General features: G+C 62.6%; 14 protein-coding genes and 1 riboswitch. Of the genes, 3 read left to right on the top strand and 11 right to left on the bottom strand.

The window, feature by feature from the left end; translation table 11 throughout:
• Positions 1 to 241 precede the first annotated feature (241 nt).
• The 4 genes from BBIA_RS10535 to BBIA_RS10550 form a co-directional block, all read right to left on the bottom strand.
• Positions 242 to 454 (bottom strand): helix-turn-helix domain-containing protein, encoded by a 213-nt coding sequence (locus BBIA_RS10535; protein WP_033492641.1) that lies wholly within the window; start codon positions 452 to 454, stop codon positions 242 to 244.
• Between the two features lie 124 nt (positions 455 to 578).
• On the bottom strand, positions 579 to 962 hold the full coding sequence (locus BBIA_RS10540; RefSeq protein WP_033492643.1) for a fluoride efflux transporter FluC: 384 nt from the start codon (positions 960 to 962) through the stop codon (positions 579 to 581).
• Positions 959 to 2,278: a fluoride efflux transporter FluC gene (locus BBIA_RS10545; protein ID WP_051923985.1), complete on the bottom strand. Its 1,320-nt coding sequence runs from the start codon at positions 2,276 to 2,278 to the stop codon at positions 959 to 961. The genes BBIA_RS10540 and BBIA_RS10545 overlap by 4 nt, the downstream gene beginning before the upstream one ends.
• A gap of 154 nt (positions 2,279 to 2,432) precedes the next feature.
• A complete protein-coding gene (locus BBIA_RS10550; RefSeq protein WP_033492645.1) occupies positions 2,433 to 3,719 on the bottom strand; it encodes an adenylosuccinate synthase in 1,287 nt (428 codons plus the stop codon).
• A 372-nt stretch (positions 3,720 to 4,091) separates the two neighbouring features.
• On the opposite strand from BBIA_RS10550, the gene BBIA_RS10555 reads away from it, so the two are divergent.
• Complete coding sequence (locus BBIA_RS10555) at positions 4,092 to 5,279, top strand: FAD:protein FMN transferase (RefSeq protein ID WP_033492814.1); 1,188 nt, start codon at positions 4,092 to 4,094, stop codon at positions 5,277 to 5,279.
• Positions 5,280 to 5,561: 282 nt separating this feature from the next.
• On the opposite strand, the gene BBIA_RS10560 is transcribed toward BBIA_RS10555, so the two are convergent.
• The 4 genes from BBIA_RS10560 to BBIA_RS10575 all read right to left on the bottom strand — a co-directional run bounded on the left by BBIA_RS10560 (position 5,562) and on the right by BBIA_RS10575 (position 12,082).
• On the bottom strand, positions 5,562 to 7,412 hold the full coding sequence (locus BBIA_RS10560; protein ID WP_033492646.1) for an ABC transporter ATP-binding protein: 1,851 nt from the start codon (positions 7,410 to 7,412) through the stop codon (positions 5,562 to 5,564).
• Positions 7,413 to 7,639: 227 nt separating this feature from the next.
• Positions 7,640 to 9,526: an ABC transporter ATP-binding protein gene (locus BBIA_RS10565; protein WP_033492647.1), complete on the bottom strand. Its 1,887-nt coding sequence runs from the start codon at positions 9,524 to 9,526 to the stop codon at positions 7,640 to 7,642.
• Positions 9,527 to 9,741: 215 nt separating this feature from the next.
• Entirely contained in the window at positions 9,742 to 10,230 is a 489-nt protein-coding gene (locus tag BBIA_RS10570) for a MarR family winged helix-turn-helix transcriptional regulator (protein WP_033492648.1), read from the bottom strand.
• Positions 10,231 to 11,062: 832 nt separating this feature from the next.
• Positions 11,063 to 12,082: an aldo/keto reductase gene (locus tag BBIA_RS10575; protein ID WP_051923986.1), complete on the bottom strand. Its 1,020-nt coding sequence runs from the start codon at positions 12,080 to 12,082 to the stop codon at positions 11,063 to 11,065.
• Positions 12,083 to 12,120: 38 nt separating this feature from the next.
• Positions 12,121 to 12,224, top strand: a riboswitch (TPP riboswitch).
• A gap of 435 nt (positions 12,225 to 12,659) precedes the next feature.
• On the opposite strand from BBIA_RS10575, the gene thiS reads away from it, so the two are divergent.
• Together thiS and BBIA_RS10590 are read left to right on the top strand one after the other, a co-directional pair.
• The gene (thiS, locus tag BBIA_RS10585) at positions 12,660 to 12,854 is read left to right on the top strand and encodes a sulfur carrier protein ThiS (RefSeq protein ID WP_033492650.1); all 195 of its coding nucleotides are present in this window, start codon (positions 12,660 to 12,662) and stop codon (positions 12,852 to 12,854) included.
• A gap of 125 nt (positions 12,855 to 12,979) precedes the next feature.
• Entirely contained in the window at positions 12,980 to 13,873 is an 894-nt protein-coding gene (locus BBIA_RS10590) for a thiazole synthase (RefSeq protein ID WP_081892302.1), read from the top strand.
• 211 nt (positions 13,874 to 14,084) lie between these two features.
• Here BBIA_RS10590 and BBIA_RS10595 read toward each other — a convergent pair whose 3' ends face one another.
• From BBIA_RS10595 to BBIA_RS10605, 3 genes are all read right to left on the bottom strand, one after another.
• Positions 14,085 to 15,206, bottom strand: coding sequence for a DNA adenine methylase (locus BBIA_RS10595; RefSeq protein ID WP_202962049.1), 1,122 nt, complete (start codon positions 15,204 to 15,206; stop codon positions 14,085 to 14,087).
• Between the two features lie 4 nt (positions 15,207 to 15,210).
• Positions 15,211 to 16,089 (bottom strand): hypothetical protein, encoded by an 879-nt coding sequence (locus BBIA_RS10600; protein WP_152600486.1) that lies wholly within the window; start codon positions 16,087 to 16,089, stop codon positions 15,211 to 15,213.
• Between the two features lie 139 nt (positions 16,090 to 16,228).
• Complete coding sequence (locus tag BBIA_RS10605; RefSeq protein ID WP_033492654.1) at positions 16,229 to 17,755, bottom strand: amino acid permease; 1,527 nt, start codon at positions 17,753 to 17,755, stop codon at positions 16,229 to 16,231.
• Between the last annotated feature and the right edge of the window lie 131 nt (positions 17,756 to 17,886).

Genomic DNA, 17,886 nt, shown 5'->3' on the forward strand with positions numbered 1-17,886 from the left:
TATGTTCCCGGTGACGTCCAAACCGCTGCTTCGGCACGTGTTCAACGCACTCTGATGCTGGCGGTAGCCTCGGCCCCCTCGGATAGGCCGAGGGGGCCGAGGCTACCGCCAGCATCACAAGCGTTGAACACGTGCCCTGGCGGCAGCTACCGCTGCCGCCGACAGCACAGCATCGCGCGACAGCGCGATACCGATACCCCGGACCACACGACTCGTACCGCCAAAATGCGAAGAGCCACGTTCATTCGCCATAGGAGATCTCCACCGTCATGCCAAGAGTCTGAGCGACCATCAGCACCTTTCTCAAGTCGAAAGATGCCTTACCCGTTTCCACCTTTGCAAGCCAGCTACGGGACACCATCGCACGATCGGCCAACTGCTGCTGGCTCAGCCCAGCCCGTTCGCGCCCCGACCGAATAGCAAGCCCGACATCATACATGGTTCGTATCTTCATGATCGGCACCCCCACATGTTGTATATGATCGTATACAACACTTATTGTATACGATCATATACAACTCATGAACACTCCCCGCCGAACCTAACCAAAATAATAATCGGACGGAGATGGGCGGATGCTACTGGGCAGCGGCGATGCACAGCCAGCCGAGCGTCACGCAGATGAGCGGGACGACGATCGTGGCGGCGCAGTAGGCCGCGGCCATGCCGAAGCGCTCCTTGCGGGCGAGCGAGACCATTTCGTTGATCGCCGTGGAGAACGTGGAGAAGCCGCCGAGAAAGCCGGTGACGAACAGCAGGTAGGTGCCGTGGTCGACGGTCTGGTAGGCGTAGGCGGCCGCGGCGATGCCCGCGCAGAATGTGGCGATCACGTTGATCACGAACGTGGAGAGCGGGAACGCCTTGTTCCATAGGCGCTGGATGGACGTGTTGAGCACGAAGCGGGTCACGGCGCCCAGACCGCCGCACGAGGCGACCAAGAGGAATGTGGTGAATGCGCTCATTGTTCGCGGGCCTCCCCTCGCAGCGGATCGGCGACCATCGGGATTTCGTCGGTCACCGGATCGGGTTCGAACGACGGCACGAGCTTGGACGCGGTCAACGCGTCCAGTTGGACCGTGGTGCCGTCGGCGCGCACGACGGTCGGCCCGCCCGACTGTGCGGCGTTGCCGTTGCCGTCATGTGATGCCGCGGACTGGCCGTTCGCCGCCGCGCCGTTCGACGATACGGCGGTGCGCACGCCGTCGCGTGCGACCGGCTGGCCGTAGTCGCCGGCGGGAGCCTGCGAACGTGCGACATTGGCACCGTCGCCGCGATCGATCGCATCGTGGATCGCCTTGCGCGAGTGTTTTTCGGCCGCGTGCAGGGCGAGCATCGTGCCACCCCATGCGACGAACAGGCCGCATGCGAAGCTGAGCAGCGTGTAGAACGCGAATCCGCCGATTTCGCTAGCCTGCAGCGAGGTCAGGTCCTCGATCGCCATGGCGGACAGCGTGGAGAAGCCGCCGCACATGCCCATGCCGACGCCGCGGCTGGTCAGCTCGCGCGCACGCTTGCGAATCCACGACGCCTGCGACATGTAGGCGCTGAGCGCCGCGAAGATGAAGCAGGCGCACATGTTCGCGATGAACGTGGACGGGTGGAACGCGCTGAAGAAGCCGCCCGCCGCGATGGGGTTCGGCAGGGCCAGGTTCAGGCCGTAGCGCAGGCCGGTGCCGACGAAGCCGCCGAGGAAAACGACGAGATAGATCATGCCGTCGGCGAGCGGATTGAATCTCGCTTGCATGCGTTTCATGGGCGCGAGCGGGATTTTCGGCGGCGCGGGCTGGCCTTCGCCGAGGAGCGCCGCGATCGGACGACCGGACGCGGCGTTGATCTTCGCCGCGGACATTTCCATGGTGGGCGGGTCGATGTCGTTCGACGCCAGCTTGGCGAGCGGCGTGGCCGGCGGCGCGAGCGGCTCGGCAGAGGCGTCACCGGACGCGTCGGACGCGACATCAACGGAAGCAACCGTTGGCACAACGCCGTCCGATGCCAACGATGTCGTCCCCTCGGCATCATCGTCATTCGCGACATCATCATGCGCAGCCGAATTCTGCGCGACTTCAGCAACAGACGAGACAGACGAGACAGACGAAGCGCTTCCAGTCAGCACGGCATCGACATCGTCGGCGACATCCGCATCGCCCACGGCGTGCGCGACCGCGGCATCGTCGACGGCCGTGGCCGCATCCGGCGGCAGCGGTATATCGGACAGTTTCGGCGGCACCGCCGTATTCAGAATCGGCAGTTCCAGCGACGGAACGTCTTCCTCGGACATGTCAATCTCTCCCCCAACGTCACAGTCATCGGCACTTCGGTACTCGCGCCGCGCACGCAGCGCTCGCGGCAGGCGTAGGCGACAACGCGCAGGACAATAACAGAACGGCCGGCCCGAAGCAACCTTGGCATCCGGCCGGCCGTCAATGCGTCCGTCAGTCGATCAACGAGTGGACGGAGATGATGTGGTCGCGCTGCGGGCCGGTGCCGATCGCGGAGATGCGGCAGTTCGACAGCTCCTCGAGGCGCTTGACGTACGCCTGGCAGGTGGCCGGCAGATCGTTGAAGTCGTGCACGGACGAAATGTCCTCGCTCCAGCCCGGCATCATCTCGTAGATCGGCTTGGCGACGGCGAACGCAGCCTGATCGGTCGGCATGTCGTCGAAACGCTCGCCGTCCACGTCGTACGCAACGCAGATCGGGATCTCCTTGAGGCCGGTGAGCACGTCCAGCTTAGTCAGGACGATGTCGGTCAGACCGTTGACCTGGCTCGCGTAGCGGTTGACGACCGCGTCGAACCAGCCGCAGCGGCGCGGACGGCCGGTGGTCACGCCGTATTCGTGACCCTGCGCGCGCAGCCAGTCGCCGGACTCGTCGAACAGCTCGGTCGGGAACGGGCCTTCGCCCACACGCGTCACGTACGCCTTGGCGACACCGATCACGCGGTTGATCTTGGTCGGGCCGACGCCGGTGCCGGTGCACGCGCCGCCCGTGGTCGGGTTGGAGGACGTGACGAACGGATACGTGCCGTGGTCCACGTCGAGCATGGTGGCCTGCGCGCCCTCGAACAGGACGGTCTTGCCCTCGTCGAGCGCCTTGTTCAGAATGAGCCCGGTGTTGGCGACGTATGGCTTGAGACGCTCGCCGAGCTTGAGCAGCTCGTCGGTGGTCTGGTCCACGTCGATGGCGCGGCGGTTGTACAGCTTGACCAGGATCTGGTTCTTCTGGTGCAGGCTGGCCTCGACCTTGTCGTGCAGGTGATCGGCGTTGAACAGGTCGTGCACGCGAATGCCGACGCGGTTGATCTTGTCCGCGTAGGCCGGGCCGATGCCGCGGCCGGTGGTGCCGATCTTGTGCTTGCCGAGGAAGCGTTCGGTGACCTTGTCGAGCACGCGATGGTACGGCGCGATGACGTGCGCCGCCTCGGAGACGAGCAGGCGCGAGCAGTCGACGCCGCGCGACTGCAGGCCGTCGATCTCCTCGAACAGGACTTCCGGATCGACGACGACGCCGTTGCCGATCACCGGGGTGACGTTCGGACTGATGATGCCGGACGGCAGCAGGTGCAGCGCGTACGACTCGTTGCCGACGACCACGCTGTGGCCCGCGTTGTTGCCGCCGTTGAAACGCGCGACATAATCGACCTTCGTACCGATCAGATCGGTAGCCTTACCCTTGCCTTCGTCGCCCCACTGAGCGCCGATCAACACGATTCCAGGCATAACTTACCTCCGCCACATCGCCAATTTCCGCCGTCGATTAGGTTACCCTACGCCCTCTACCCCGGCGGCGCGATTCCCCCGTTCCCGCCCGCATGGCGGGATAGGCCTCGCGGTCGCGCCCCGTCTTCGCGCGTCATTCACGGACAACGGTTGTCCGACTGACCGACAGACGGGCAACGGGGTCGCGCTTGACCGCGCGCGCTATCCCCGTTCGTCCCTCGCTCATGACGTATGACCGTGTTGGCCCCTCACGCGCGTTTCACGGTTGTGGTTTCACGCGCGAGTTTCACGTGAAACACTGCGTTGCGTGAAACGCGCGCGAAGAACGAGCGCGCGCAATGATCGTGCGAAACAGTCGCTACGATGGGCGACATGAGCGAACTGAACGAACGCATGCCGTACGTGACGGCGTTTCCGCGCGCGCTGGGCACGGGGATGATCGTGCGGACGTCGCGACCGATCTGCGACGATCTGCACGCGGCCATGTCGTCGTTCATCGACGATTACGAACGCACGCTGTCGCGGTTCCGCAACGATTCGACAGTCGCCGCGATGGGGCAGGCCGCACACGGCGGCACGTTCGACTTCCCCGCATGGACTATCGCATTGTTCGATCTGTACGACGCGCTGTGCGACGCGACGGATGGCGCGATCGACCCGTGCGTCGGGGAGGATCTGATCCGGCTCGGCTACGGCGCGGACTATTCGTTCACGGTCGAGCCCGGTGCGGACGGCCGGCTCGGCGCGATTCACGGCCGACCGACGTGGCGCAGCGACGTCGAGCGACGCGGCGCGGGCGGCGCGACGCTGGCCACGCACCGGCCTGTACACCTCGATTTCGGCGCCTGCGGCAAGGGATATCTGGTCGATCTGCTGGCCCAGCGGTTCCTTGCGGATTCGTCGGACAACATCAAGAGTTCCGCCAATCACTCCGATACAACAATCGATGAAGGTCTGGCCACAGCCCAGCACGACAACAGTAATGGCGCGTCGAGCACAACGACAACGGGATCCGAACCCTTGGAATTCGTAATCGACGTGGGCGGCGACCTACTGGTCCGATCGTCGCAGCCGATCACGATCGCGCTGGAAGATCCCGCCAACACATCCCGCGCGATCGGCACGGCGAGCGTATCGTCCGGCGCGTTCTGCGCGAGCGCGCCCAGCCGTCGGCGTTGGGAACAGCACTCGGAAAACGGCGGCATTCCGGGAACCAATACGATAGTCCATCATCTGCTCAACGCGATCGACGGTCTGCCTGTACGCAACGTCGCCGCCACGTGGACGTCGGTCGGCATTGTCGACGACGATCATCGCACTGCCGCGAGCGCATCGGATTGCACAGACAACGTCATCGACCCGTCAATCGGCAGTCGCGACTTCGACGCACGCACGCACCCCACCGCACTGGCCGACGGGCTGGCGACGGCCCTGTTCGTCGCCGATCCGAACCATCTGGCCGCCCGTTTCCCCGGCTTGTTCGATTGCGCAATCCTCAACGCCGACCGCACCCTCGCCGCATCCCGCAACTTCCCCGGCACGTTCTTCACGCACCAATAATCGGAATCGCGCTGCGCGCGATGCTGTGCGGCCGCCATCGCCCGCCGCAATCGACGTCCCGGTGGTCACGCGATGGAATAATGACCGAATTTTCCATCCCGTTTTCTCAAGGCATAGCAGAATCACACTCACACCGGCAATTTTCGCGCTTTACGCGGGCACAGGATGGCAATGCCATCCCAATCTCCCATCCCGTGACCAATTCCAAAGTCACGCGATGGCAAAATCCTCCGTTCTGCCATCGCGTGACTCACTCTCCCCGCAATCCAAGCACTCCATCCGTCAGCTGGTGAGCGTGAACTGGCTGTTGTAGAGGTTGGCGTAGAACCCGCCGGCAGCGAGGAGCTGCTCGTGGGTGCCGCGTTCGATCACGTCGCCGTGGTTCATGACGAGGATCATGTCGGCGTCGCGAATCGTGGAGAGGCGATGCGCGATCACAAAGCTCGTACGACCGACGGTGAGCGCGTCCATCGCCTTCTGGATGAGTTCCTCCGTGCGCGTGTCGACCGAGGATGTCGCCTCGTCGAGAATCAGGATCGGTGCGTCCTGCACCATGGCCCTTGCAATCGTGAGCAGCTGCTTCTGGCCGGCCGACAGCGACGTGTTCTCGTCGAGCACCGTGTCGTAGCCGTTCGGCAGTGACTGGATGTAATGGTCGAGTCCGACCGCACGGCACGCCTCGCGAATCTGCTCGTCGGTCACACCCGGCTTCGAGTACGCGATGTTCTCGCGCACGGTGCCGCGGAACACCCACGTGTCCTGCAGGACCATGGAGAACTGGTCGTGCACGTTCCAGCGCGGCACGCTCTTGGTGTCCACGCCGTCGATGGTGATGCGTCCGCCGGCGATCTCGTAGAAGCGCATGAGCAGGTTGACCATCGTGGTTTTGCCCGCGCCGGTCGGACCGACGATCGCGACCTTCTGCCCGGCCTTGACGGTCGCGGAGAAGTCGTTGATGATCGGCTTGCCAGGCTCGTATTCGAAGCGCACATGGTCGAACTCGACGTCGCCGCGCACCGGCTGCCCCGTCCCGTTTGCACGGTCAGCGCCGAGCAACGCCGGCTTGTCGGACTCGTCGGCCATCTCCGGCTCCTCGAGGAAGCCGAACACGCGCTCGGACGCGGCCGCGCACCGCTGCAGGTTCTGGAACGCCTGCGCGAACTGGCTGAGCGGCTGCGTGAACAGGCGGATGTACATCATGAACGCGACGATCACGCCGAATTCGATCTGCCCGTCCATCGCGAGCGCCGCGCCGACGACGCACACGACCACGTAGCCGAAGTTGCCGACGAACTGCATGAGCGGCATCATCAGGCCGGACAGGAACTGCGATTTCCAGCCGGAGTCGTACAGGTCGGCGTTATAGCGTTCGAACCGGCGGATCGAATCGGCTTCACCGTTGTACGCCTTGACGATCAGGTGGCCTGCGTACATTTCCTCGACGTGTCCGTTAACGTCGCCGAGCGCGGCCTGCTGGCGCGCGAAGTACTGCTGCGAGGCCTTCATGATCGCGCCCATGAGCACGAGTCCGAGCAGGCTGGAGCCGATCGCGCACAGCGCCATAATCCAGTTGTTCCAGAACATCATGACGAGCGCGCCAACGAACAGCGTGACGGACGTGATGAGCGAGCCGAGCGACTGGCCGAGCGTCTGTCCGATCGCGTCGACGTCGTTGGTGATGCGCGACAGCACGTCGCCGTAGCTGACCTTGTCGAAGTAGCTGAGCGGCAGCTTGTTAATCTTCACGCTGATCGACTCGCGCAGCTGCTGGGCGGTGCGCTGCGTGACGTTCGCCATGAGCCAGCTCTGCAGGTAGCTGAGCAGCGCATAGCCGACGTACAGCGCGACGAGCAGCCAGCCGATGCGGCCGACGGCGTCGAAGTCGATCGCGCCGGCGACCGGCTTACCGTGGACGACGGCGGGCAGGCCCTTGGTGATTTCGTTGGTCATGTCCTTGAGTTTGTCCGGTCCGACGATCTGGAAGATCGTGCCGGCCGCGCCGAGGACGAGCGCGATGACGATGACGGGGATGTACTTGCGGCAGTAGTGGACGAGTTTGCCCATGGTCTTGCCGAAGTCCTGCGGTTTTTCTGCGGGTCCGTTTCCCGCCGGGCCGTGCGGCCCGCGTCCCATTGGTCCTGGCATGATATAAGTCCTTTCCTGTATGTCATTTCGAGCGAGAGTAGTTGCCCAGCATCTTTCAGCCGAAGCCACTGCTAGCCCTATGTCATTTCGAGCGAGGCGAAGCCGAGTCGAGAAATCTTTCAGACCCATTGCCTCTCAAGATTTCTCCACTCGCTTGCGCTCGGTCGAAATGACAACATCGCGCTCGCACTCGGTCAAAATGACGGAGTTGTGTGTTACGCAGTGAGTTCCGCCTTGCTGAGCTGGGATTCGGCGATCTGGCGGTAGACGTCGCACGTGTCGAGCAGTTCGCGGTGCGTGCCCTGGCCGACCACGCGTCCGTCGTCGAGCACGACGATCCGGTCCGCGTTCATGATCGTGCCGATGCGCTGCGCGACGATCAGCTTGGTCGCGTCTTTCGCGTGCTCGGCAAGCGCGTCGCGCACGTTGCGGTCGGTCGCGAAGTCGAGCGCGCTGAACGAGTCGTCGAAGATCAGAATTTCCGGATTGCGGTAGACAGCGCGCGCGATGGACAGGCGCTGCTTCTGGCCGCCGGACACGTTCGATCCGCCCTGCGCGATCGCCGAGTCGAACCCGTCGTCCATGCGCTCGACGAACTCCGTCGCCTGCGCGACGTCGGCCGCTTCGCGCACGCGTCGGCGTTCGTCGTCGGTCAGTTTGCCGTCGTTCGCCGCGTCGGCCGCGAGCTGCGCGGCTTCGCGCCGACGTCCGGCCGCGGTGGACGTGTCGGCGAGCGCGACGGTCGCATCGTCCGTGCCGGACTTCCCCGGCCTGTCGCCGTAGCTGACGTTGCTCGTGACCGTGCCCTTGAACAGCACTGACTTCTGTGGCACATAGCCGATGCGGTCGCGCAGTGCGGTCAGGTTCCAGTCGCGCACGTCCACGCCGTCGACGAGCACCTGCCCGGCGGACACGTCGTACAGTCGCGGCACGAGGTTGATCAGGCTCGTCTTGCCGGATCCGGTCGCGCCGATGAACGCGACGGTCTGGCCGCGCTTGGCTTCGAACGAGACGTGTTCGAGGATCGGCTCGCGCGAGTCGGGGTACGTGAAGCTCACGTCGCGGAATTCGACGGTGCCGGTCTGGTTGCCGCCGATGCGCGCCACGTCGGCGGCCGTGTCGCGGCCGTTCGTGACGAGCGGGTCGGTGTCGAGCACTTCGAGCACGCGCTGCGCGGAGACGTCGGCGCGCGGCCAGAGCACGAACACCATGCTCATCATGAGGAAGCTCATGATGACCTGCACGGAGTAGCTGGAGAAGACGACCATGTTCGAGAACACGGTGAGTTTGTCGGTGAGCGCGGCCGCGTCGATCAGGCTGGCGCCGATCCAGTAGACGGCGAGCATGAGGCCGTTCATCACGGTGTTCATGAGCGGCATCATCACGGCCATCGCGCGGTTGGTGAACAGCTGCGTGTCGGTGAGGTCCTTGTTGGCCTTGGTGAACTTGGCTTCCTGATAGTCCTCGGCGTTGTAGGCGCGCACGACGCGCAGGCCGGTCAGGTTCTCGCGGGCGACGAGGTTGATGTTGTCGGTGAGCTGCTGCATCGCCTTGAATTTCGGCATAACGAGCGCCATAAGCACGGCGATCGCAATGAGCAGGATCACGGTGGCGATGGCCGTGGCAAGCGTCCATTCGAAGCCGTCGCCGGCGATTTTCATGATCGCCCAGACGGCCATGATCGGCGATTTAACGATGAGCTGCAGGCCCATGGTGATGAACATCTGAATCTGCGTGATGTCGTTGGTCGAGCGCGTAATGAGGCTGGCGGTCGAGAAACGGCTCATTTCGGCCGGGCCGAACGATTCGACCTTGCGGAATTCGAGCGAGCGCAGACGCTGGCCGAAGCTGGAGGCGACGCGAGCGGCGATGTAGCCGGTCACGACCGCGCAGGCGACCGAGCCGAGCGAGACGAGCAGCATCTTGCCGCCGGCGATCCAGATGTCGCGCATCTCACTGCCGGGCGTTTCTACGAGCGTGGTGATGTCAGACATATAGTCGGGCAGTTCGAGGTCGAACCAGATCTGGCCGACGATGGTCACCAGGGCGATGAGCATCTGGCCTATCTCCGCTTTGGAGAGGTATTTCATGATGCGAAGCATTGCGGTTCCCCTTGTGGTTGGTTTGTTGGTTTTGGTTGGTGAATTAGTTTCTAGTCTTAAATTACTTACAGTGTAAGGTATTGCATATGAATCTGCGTGTTTCCTGAGAATCCGACCCCCGTGCGGCGATTTTCACCCGCCGCCACACCGCTCGGAGAGCCTTCCGCCGCGCGGGGCGGCTGGGTCCGGAGTCCGTGAGACGGGACGGGCGGACGTTACGACTTGCTCCCGCCGTCCTCGAACGCTTTGCGGACCTCCTCGGGGGTCGGGCGCGGCTTGCCGGGACGGCAAATCGACATGTAGGTCATGAACTCGCGCGTCAGATCGACGAACTCACGCGTGCGGCGCTCGCCCATCTGCGAGAAGATCCAGCAGATCGCGTCGCGCGCCTCCTGCATGTCCAGCTGGCCGCGCTTGCGGCCTTCGTCAGTCAGGTTCACGAGCACCACGCGACGATCATTGGAGTCGACTTCGCGCGTGATCAGGCCCTTTTTCTCCATCGCAGACAGCAGCGTGGAGACGCGGCCGGTGGTCGCATTGAGCGCGACGGCCAGCTGCGACGGCGTCATCGTGCCGTGATGCGCGAGCTGCCGAATCGCGAACATCTCGCCCTGCGCGCCGCGCGACAATTCGCGCTGCATATCGGAACGGTGGCACCATGCGGTGCGCCACAGCTCGTCGACGGCCTCCTGTTCGAATCCCATGCGCACTTCCTTCGCCACATACGGCAATAACGAATGACGTCTCGCAACGCCACACGATATAATATCTCACACTATAAACAATTCATCACTGTAAGCTATTTCGGCGAGTTTCATCAATGCGATCATCACCAACAGCCCGTCCACAACCCACCCAAGGCCACGATCGGCAACACCGCCATCCATCCAAGCACATGACGGGCACCCGTCCAAGCCGGACGCATTGAGTCGCACCCTCTCCGATCATCTCAAACACGACCGCAACACAACGCGAAAAGAGCCCCGCGCTGTCTTCCGCCACACGGATGCCGTATCACACAACGGGGATCGAGCTCTCCGGCCGTCCACCCCTTCCGAGAGCAATAATGGGACGATCGTACCAAAACTTGACCCGAGCTGACTCAAGTAAATTATCCAGTTTCTCATGTTTGCGCTAACGCCACGACCGGAAAAATGTGACACGCGTTACAGTAACAGCTGTATCGCTGGGCATCTCAGCATATGACCGATATACTAAATAGTGACGTTGGCAAAGCAGTTAGCGCCGGCGGCGACGCCTCAGAAGAAGGCCCAGAGAAGGGGAACGATAATGAACACGATAGGAATACCGATACGCAGTCTATGCAGCATCGCTGGATGCGGACACGAAGCCGAGGAATACGGCATGTGCGGCGAGCATTTCACCTCCGCTCTGGTGCACGGGGCATTTCAGTACCACCACACCAACGCACGCCCACTGCATCACTGAACCGCAACCCATTCTTTGACAACGGCGGCTGCCGATCGGAAACATGACACCCGGTCGGCAGCCGCCGTTTTGCGTGACATCGCATCGCTAGGCGCGCGCGCCGAGCGCGGCGAGTTCATCGGGAGTGAGACTCAGTTCGGTGGCAGCGAAGGAATCGTTGATTTCGCGCGGGTTGCGAGCGCTGGGGATCGTCAAGAGCCGATCATAACGGGTCAGCTCCCACGCGAGCACGACGCGCTGGTAGGAAACACCGCGGGCGGCCGCCACCTTGCGGAACGGATCGTAGGCCGCCTGATCGAACGGGTCGAGGAAGCCGCCAAGCGGCGACCAGCACACAAAATCGAGTCCGAGTTCGGCGCAGTGCGCCATTGTATGCTCCGGGTCGGGATGTGACGGGGAGAACTGGTTCTGCACGGCGATCAGCCCATCCCCCAGAATCTCCCGGGCCGTGTCGATCTGCGCGTTATCCACGCGGGAAATACCGGCGTAGTGGATCACACCCTCGTCCAACAGGGTCTTGAGCGCACCCATTTGATCCTCATAAGGCACGGCCGGATCAGGACCGTGCGAATACAGCAGGTCGAGCGCGTCGACGCCGAGCCGCATCGCCGACTCCTTCGCGTCGCGAATCATCGTTTCCGGGCGCGAATCGGCCATCCAGCCGTACCGGCTGCCTTCCGCCTGCAATCGTTGGCGAGCGGTCGTGTCGGACGCATCGGACGCAACCGGCTCAGTCACCTCAGCAACGTCGATCGTGCGACGGTAGCCCGTTTTCGTCGCAACCAGCACCTCGTCACGCGGGCCGTCCCAGCTGGCGATCGCGTCGCGCACCAATGTCTCGCCGTAGCCGAAATCGGCCGGGACTCCGGTACCACCCATACCAGGCGCGGTCGGCAGGTAGTACGACCACGCGGTGTCGAGATAGCGCACGCCCGCGTCGAGCGCGGCGTGAATCGTGCCGATCGCGGTCGCACGGTCCGGGCGACCCTCGATCGCGAGCGCCATCGTGCCCATGCCGAGCCGCGGGATCCGATGCCCCGCGAAATCAACCGTGTTCGCAAAACCGGTGGAACCGGCGGAATCAGTACTATGCTGCAATGCCGTCATACCGCCCATCATGTCACACCCCGGGGCCTATGATGGACATGCAACCGAACGGGAGCCCGGATGGGCTGAGAGGAAGTCGCGAACTTCGACCGTCAACTTGATGCGGGTAATGCCGCCGTAAGGAAACGGGTTGTTTCGCCGCAACAGCGCGGCGGTTCGCGATATCTCCAGCAGCTCATTCGACCACGACCGTTTGCCCGACCGATCGGACGCGGCATGCGTGCGATTTCCGACGCGCGCGGACTCGTCACCGACGCGCGCACGGATCCGACGGCAGGCGCGGCAACGTGTCAGCAGACGCGTCGTCCGCGACGCGACCGACCAGCAGGCGCGTGGGATTCCGGCAGGCTGCGACGACAACTGAAGAACAACAGAACAACAACTAGTGGTACTTGCACAAGGGTCATGAAGGGGCGCACCACCTTACAGGGTACGGCTGCTTCAGCGACCCTTTTTTCGTGGCGGCCGACGCGCCTGCGGTTTCGCGCCCTCGCGGCCGAGACCGACGCGTCACGTAGGCGAAACGCCCGGAGGCATACCCAGAAAAACCAATCCGGCATACCAGGAAGGGGAACCGATGATCGTCAACGGTCAGGAAGAGACGCTCGACGAACCGATCAGCGTCGCCGATCTGCTCGAGCGCAAGGGACTCAGGGCGGCGCGCGTCGCCGTCGAACTGAACGGGGCGATCGTACCGCGGGCCAAGCGCGCGGAGACGATGCTCAAGGGCACCGACACCCTGGAGATCGTCACGTTCGTGCAGGGCGGCTGAAACCGCGCGCCGCCGGACAGGCGACGGATGCCGACGGCGAATGACAACGAAATGACGACCGAACGGCAGACAGGCGACCGGCAATATCAATGTCTCAATACAGGCATCAATACAAAGGAGTAATCATGACCACGAACGAATCCACCAGCGAGCCCACCCTCGACGAACTTGTCGGCACCGCGACGAACACCGCGCTGCTGCCCGAGCCGGACGCGCACGCCTACGACGCAATCGCCACGGGCGAGGCAGACCCGCTCATCCTCGGCGGGCACAAATTCACGAGCCGCTTCATCCTCGGTTCGGGCCGCTATGATCTGAACCTCATCAAGGCCACGATCGAGAACGCGGGCACGCAGATCGTCACGATGGCGCTGCGCCGCTGCCGCACCACCGAAAACAACCTGCTCGACTACATTCCGAAGGGCATCACGATGCTGCCGAACACGTCGGGCGCGCGCAACGCGGAGGAGGCGGTGCGCATCGCGCGGCTCGCCCGCGAAGTGTGCGAAACCGATTTCGTGAAGGTCGAGATCGAGCACGAGACGAAGTATCTGCTGCCGGACAACGCGGAGACGATTCGCGCGACCGAGATGCTCGCGAAGGAGGGATTCGTGGTGATGCCGTACATGTTCCCGGATCCGATCGCGGCGCGGCAGCTCGAGGATGCGGGCGCGGCGTGCGTGATGCCGCTCGGCTCGCTGATCGGCTCGAACAAGGGCCTGCGCATGCGCGATTTCATCGAGGTGATTATCGCGAACGCGCACGTGCCGGTCATCATCGACGCGGGCATCGGCCGGCCGAGCCAGGCCGCGGAGGCGATGGAGATGGGCGCAGACGCGGTGATGGCCTACACGGCGATCGCCTCCGCTGGCAACATTCCGGTGATGGCACGCGCGTTCAAGCACGCGATCGAGGCCGGCCGCGAAGCGTATCTTGCGGGCCTCGGCACCGTGACCGAAGGCCACGCCGTCCCGTCCAGCCCAACCAACGCCGCCGACTACCTCTCCCCCAGCAAGTAATCGGCTCGACGGGCTTCCATCCCGATCCCACCGGCCGCAACCGAGTCCGCGTTCGATAGTCCCGTCCCAGTTATGGTCGTTATTCCTCTCACAACGACCATAACTGAATCCTTGTTTACCCGACCTGCCTCGCTTGCGGTCGTTATCAGATGGACAACAGCCGTAAGTGAGTCCGCATGCTGCGACACGGACCCGGCCCGCAACCGCCGGGTCAGCCTTTATCGACGACGAAAATGAACTCCCTGTTCGGCTCGTCCAAACTCCGGGCCCACTCGTCGGTCCATCTCATATCCGCCATGACGTTTCGCTTGTAGTCGATCTCGCGCACGGTCACGATGCGCCCGTTCGCGGACAGTACGTCGACGAGCTCGTCGGCGGTGGCCCTGCCGCCCGAACTGTAGGACAGCAACACCCAGCGGGCCCGCACGGAACGGATCAACCGTTCAATGGCGTCGACCGCGATATACCGGCCGTCTGGTCCCTTCCGATATTCTTCGAACACGGATGCGGCCACCTTGTCGGACGAGTCCTTGCGCCTGTTGGCCTTGCCGAACAGTTCAGGACGATCGTTCAGGCACACGGTGGTCCAAATGTGATAATACGAACCGTACCGTACCCGCGAGGGCGGCATTTTTTCGTTGTTGGACCCGTATGGAGGGTCGAAATAGGCGATGTCCGTCTCGACGTCGTCGACCAGGGAGAACACGTCGCCGCTCAATACGGTATGCCTTGCCGGATCCTGCACGCAGACCTTCGGAATCTCCAATCGCAGATCGTTGTAGGATCTCTTGGACCAGGTCTTCAAATACGACACGTAATGGCCCAGAGTATTGTCAACCTTGTCCAAAGCCAGAATCAGGCTCGTCAAGGCGATGCAGCGTTCCAGTTCCGTCAGATGCAGCCGGTCGATCTCGTCGCGGATGGCGTCAAGCCTCATTGCGTTTTTCGTCTGCCACGGCCGCTTTTCCCCGCCGTCGGTAAAACACCGGTCACCGCCATAATGCTCCGTGAACCAGCCCCTCACCGGAGGCAGGGCATTCAGGTGGTCGATAAGCTCCCGATATGATTCCGGCGGCCGGTCATTCTTCAAATAGCAAGTGGCGAATACCTTGGACCACACCGCCTTGTCGGAAGAGACCACGCGATATCCGGTCTTGGCGAACGCCTGCGATACGCGCGTGGTTCCGGCGAAGGCGTCCCAGACGGTCGAACCGCCGGTATCCCGCGCCAAGGCGAGAATGTCCGGCAGCAGTTTCAGCTTGGACCCGGCGTATTTGATGCCTTCCGTCTCAACGTCAATGCGTGGATCGTCAAACAGTGCGCCCTGAATCAACCGGCTATTCCGCCTTCTTCAATCGCTGAATATCGGCTTCAACGGCCTCCAGCGCCTTCTGGTGGCCCGTCTGCGACGAAACCAACGCGTGAGAGAACAATTCGAGCAGCGTCATGTTCTCGGCATACGTGATCCATCCGCCAGTGATGCTCGTAAAATACTGCGATGCCGTTTTCGTATTCGTCCACAGCCCGCGCTGCAGCGCGTTCGCGGACGCCCCGCCATACCTGACTTCGCAGATGTACTGCGAATTCGCGTCAAAGAAACGATATACCGGATGCAGTCGCCCCGAACCCGCGGTTTCCTTGACGATGAACGCCGTGTCGCGCTTGGCCTTGTCATAGTCGAAAATCATGATGTTGCAGCGCTTGTGCTTCTCGTCGTAGATCAACGGCATCACGTTCACCGACTGGAAGGAGGTGAAACTGTCGTCGCTGAAAATCGCGTCGATCACGTCTCGGTCGCGGATGTCATCCCCTTCTTGTTCAAGCCGGGGGAACATCCTCTCGTTCTTATCGGTTGACAGCTGCAGCGGACCCACGCCGTATGCCTTCAGGCTTATCGGAATTTCCTTCTTCGTCAGCGCTTCGACGACGGTGATGTCTTCTTCGTGCTCCTTGGCCCGGAACAGATCCTTCCCGACGTGCTTGGACGAAAAATCGTACATGTACTGGTTGATGAATTCGGAAATCGCGATTTCAGCCATATCTCCGTGCGTCTTGTTGCCGATCAGACGCATGGTGAAAATGTTGCCCAGCGTCATGGTCATCAGATCGGGATTCTTGCTGACGAACAGCGTAAGCCGCTTCAGGAATTCCTGGTATTCCTTCCTGGTGTCCGTGACGCTGTTCACAGCGTTGTCCGCTTCCTCATCAACCATCATCGATCCTTCCCGCTTGGCCGCCGCGTACCCGCTCCGAGCGGACGTCCTTCACAGATTGTCATAGTACGCCGACCGGCCATGGCGTCCGCGCCCAACCACGTCCAACCACGCCCGACCGCACGGAAACAGCCTACGGCCGCTACCGCCCCAGCGCCGCCTTGAGGTCGCGAGATTCGAAGCGCTCGTGCAGCAGGCAGTAGCCGCCGAACACGGCCAGCCACACCAGGCCCGCGATGGCGGAGCCGCGCGTGTCGTCGGCCAGAAACAGGGTGCAGTAGACGAATACGAAGAACGCGATCGCCAGCGTGTTGGTAAAACGCCACGCCGGCATCACGAATCCGTCCGGGATGAAGTCGGCGGAACGACGGTAGCGGCGGTGCGCGATCATCGTCAGCGTGTAGATGAAGATGATCACGGCCGACGACGCGGACGCGAACAGCACGAACGCGCCGGACACGCCCGGCAGCGCGTTGATGACCGGCGAGAGCAGGATCAGCGCGGCAGACGCGAGGATCGCGCGCGCCGGCACCTGACGCTTGGAGACGACGCCGAGCTTCTGGAACGTCGGCGACTCGGACTCGACGGCCAGCTGGTACAGGTGGCGTCCGGCCGAATACAGCAGCGAGTTCAACGCCGAGGACGCGGCCGTGATGACCACGAAGAACACGAGCGCAGCCGCCCACTTAAGTCCCGCATACTGGAACACCATGATGAACGGCGAGGCGAACGAGCCGTCCGCGTTCGGCTTAAACGTGGTCCACGGCACGATTGCCATGATCGCGAGCAGCGCACCCACGTAGAAGATGAGCACGCGCACGATGATCTCGTTGACGGCCTTCGGCAGCACCTTGCGCGGGTTCTGCGTTTCGGAGACGGTAACGCCCACGAATTCGATCATCTCGTATGCGTAGAACACCATCTGGAAGCTCATGAGGAACGCGAGCCAGCCGTTCGGCGCGATGGAGAAGTTGTTCGTGATGTTGTCGAGCCCCGCGTGGCCGCCGGGCGAGACGCCGTCCTGTCCGGTGATCTGCACGGAATCGTAGTGGTAGCCGATCACGACCATGACGACCGCGGTGGCGATCATCGCGCAGATGAGCGTGATCTTGATCATCGAGAACCAGAATTCCGCCTCGCCGAACGCCTTGACGGCGATCAGGTTGATCGTGACGAGCGCGGCGAGGAAGCACAGTTCGATCAGCCATTTCCAGTGGGCCAGATCGATGCCAAACGTCTCGAAGAACGTGATGAAGTACGTGGAAACGGCCGTGATTTCGCTCATGCCGATGAGCACGAGCACGATCCAGTACGACCAGCCCGCGAACTTGCCCCAGCCGTTGCCGAGATAGCGGCGAATGAAGTTGATGAACGTGTGCTGGCTGGGGTCGCGGTACATGAGTTCGCCGATGGCGCGCATCAGCAGGAACATGATGATGCCGACGGCGATGTATACGAAGACGATGCTCGGGCCGGTCAACGCGATCGACTTGCCGGAGCCGAGGAACAGGCCCGTGCCGATGGTGCCGCCGATGGCGATGAACTGGACGTGGCGGTTGTTCAGGCCGCGGGCCATCTGGTTGTCCTTGTCGAGGCTTTCGACGGACGTGAGGGTGCCGGTGCCGTCGGAGGATGAACCGTTTGGCTTGGCGCTCTGGGTGTTGCTCATGTTCTACCTGCTCTTTCGATAACAGGTTCAAACTGTAGCATCGCGCATGTTACGGAAACAGGGTTGGTTCAACGACTTTGCGTGACAATATCGTGCGCATTTCGGCCAAAAGTTCAATTCGTTGAACTTTG

This window comes from Bifidobacterium biavatii DSM 23969 (assembly GCF_000741165.1).
In the GTDB taxonomy this organism is placed as follows: Bacteria; Actinomycetota; Actinomycetes; order Actinomycetales; family Bifidobacteriaceae; genus Bifidobacterium; species Bifidobacterium biavatii.

What these genes read in the sequence shown, in the direction of transcription:
- BBIA_RS10590 (WP_081892302.1), top strand. Translation starts at nt 12,980, where the DNA reads ATGACCACGAACGAATCCACCAGCGAGCCCACCCTCGACGAACTTGTC.
- BBIA_RS10565 (WP_033492647.1), bottom strand. Translation starts at nt 9,526, where the DNA reads ATGCTTCGCATCATGAAATACCTCTCCAAAGCGGAGATAGGCCAGATG.
- thiS (WP_033492650.1), top strand. Translation starts at nt 12,660, where the DNA reads ATGATCGTCAACGGTCAGGAAGAGACGCTCGACGAACCGATCAGCGTC.
- BBIA_RS10600 (WP_152600486.1), bottom strand. Translation starts at nt 16,089, where the DNA reads ATGATGGTTGATGAGGAAGCGGACAACGCTGTGAACAGCGTCACGGAC.
- BBIA_RS10575 (WP_051923986.1), bottom strand. Translation starts at nt 12,082, where the DNA reads ATGACGGCATTGCAGCATAGTACTGATTCCGCCGGTTCCACCGGTTTT.
- BBIA_RS10560 (WP_033492646.1), bottom strand. Translation starts at nt 7,412, where the DNA reads ATGGGACGCGGGCCGCACGGCCCGGCGGGAAACGGACCCGCAGAAAAA.
- BBIA_RS10540 (WP_033492643.1), bottom strand. Translation starts at nt 962, where the DNA reads ATGAGCGCATTCACCACATTCCTCTTGGTCGCCTCGTGCGGCGGTCTG.
- BBIA_RS10535 (WP_033492641.1), bottom strand. Translation starts at nt 454, where the DNA reads ATGAAGATACGAACCATGTATGATGTCGGGCTTGCTATTCGGTCGGGG.
- BBIA_RS10605 (WP_033492654.1), bottom strand. Translation starts at nt 17,755, where the DNA reads ATGAGCAACACCCAGAGCGCCAAGCCAAACGGTTCATCCTCCGACGGC.
- BBIA_RS10545 (WP_051923985.1), bottom strand. Translation starts at nt 2,278, where the DNA reads ATGTCCGAGGAAGACGTTCCGTCGCTGGAACTGCCGATTCTGAATACG.
- BBIA_RS10555 (WP_033492814.1), top strand. Translation starts at nt 4,092, where the DNA reads ATGAGCGAACTGAACGAACGCATGCCGTACGTGACGGCGTTTCCGCGC.
- BBIA_RS10550 (WP_033492645.1), bottom strand. Translation starts at nt 3,719, where the DNA reads ATGCCTGGAATCGTGTTGATCGGCGCTCAGTGGGGCGACGAAGGCAAG.
- BBIA_RS10570 (WP_033492648.1), bottom strand. Translation starts at nt 10,230, where the DNA reads ATGGGATTCGAACAGGAGGCCGTCGACGAGCTGTGGCGCACCGCATGG.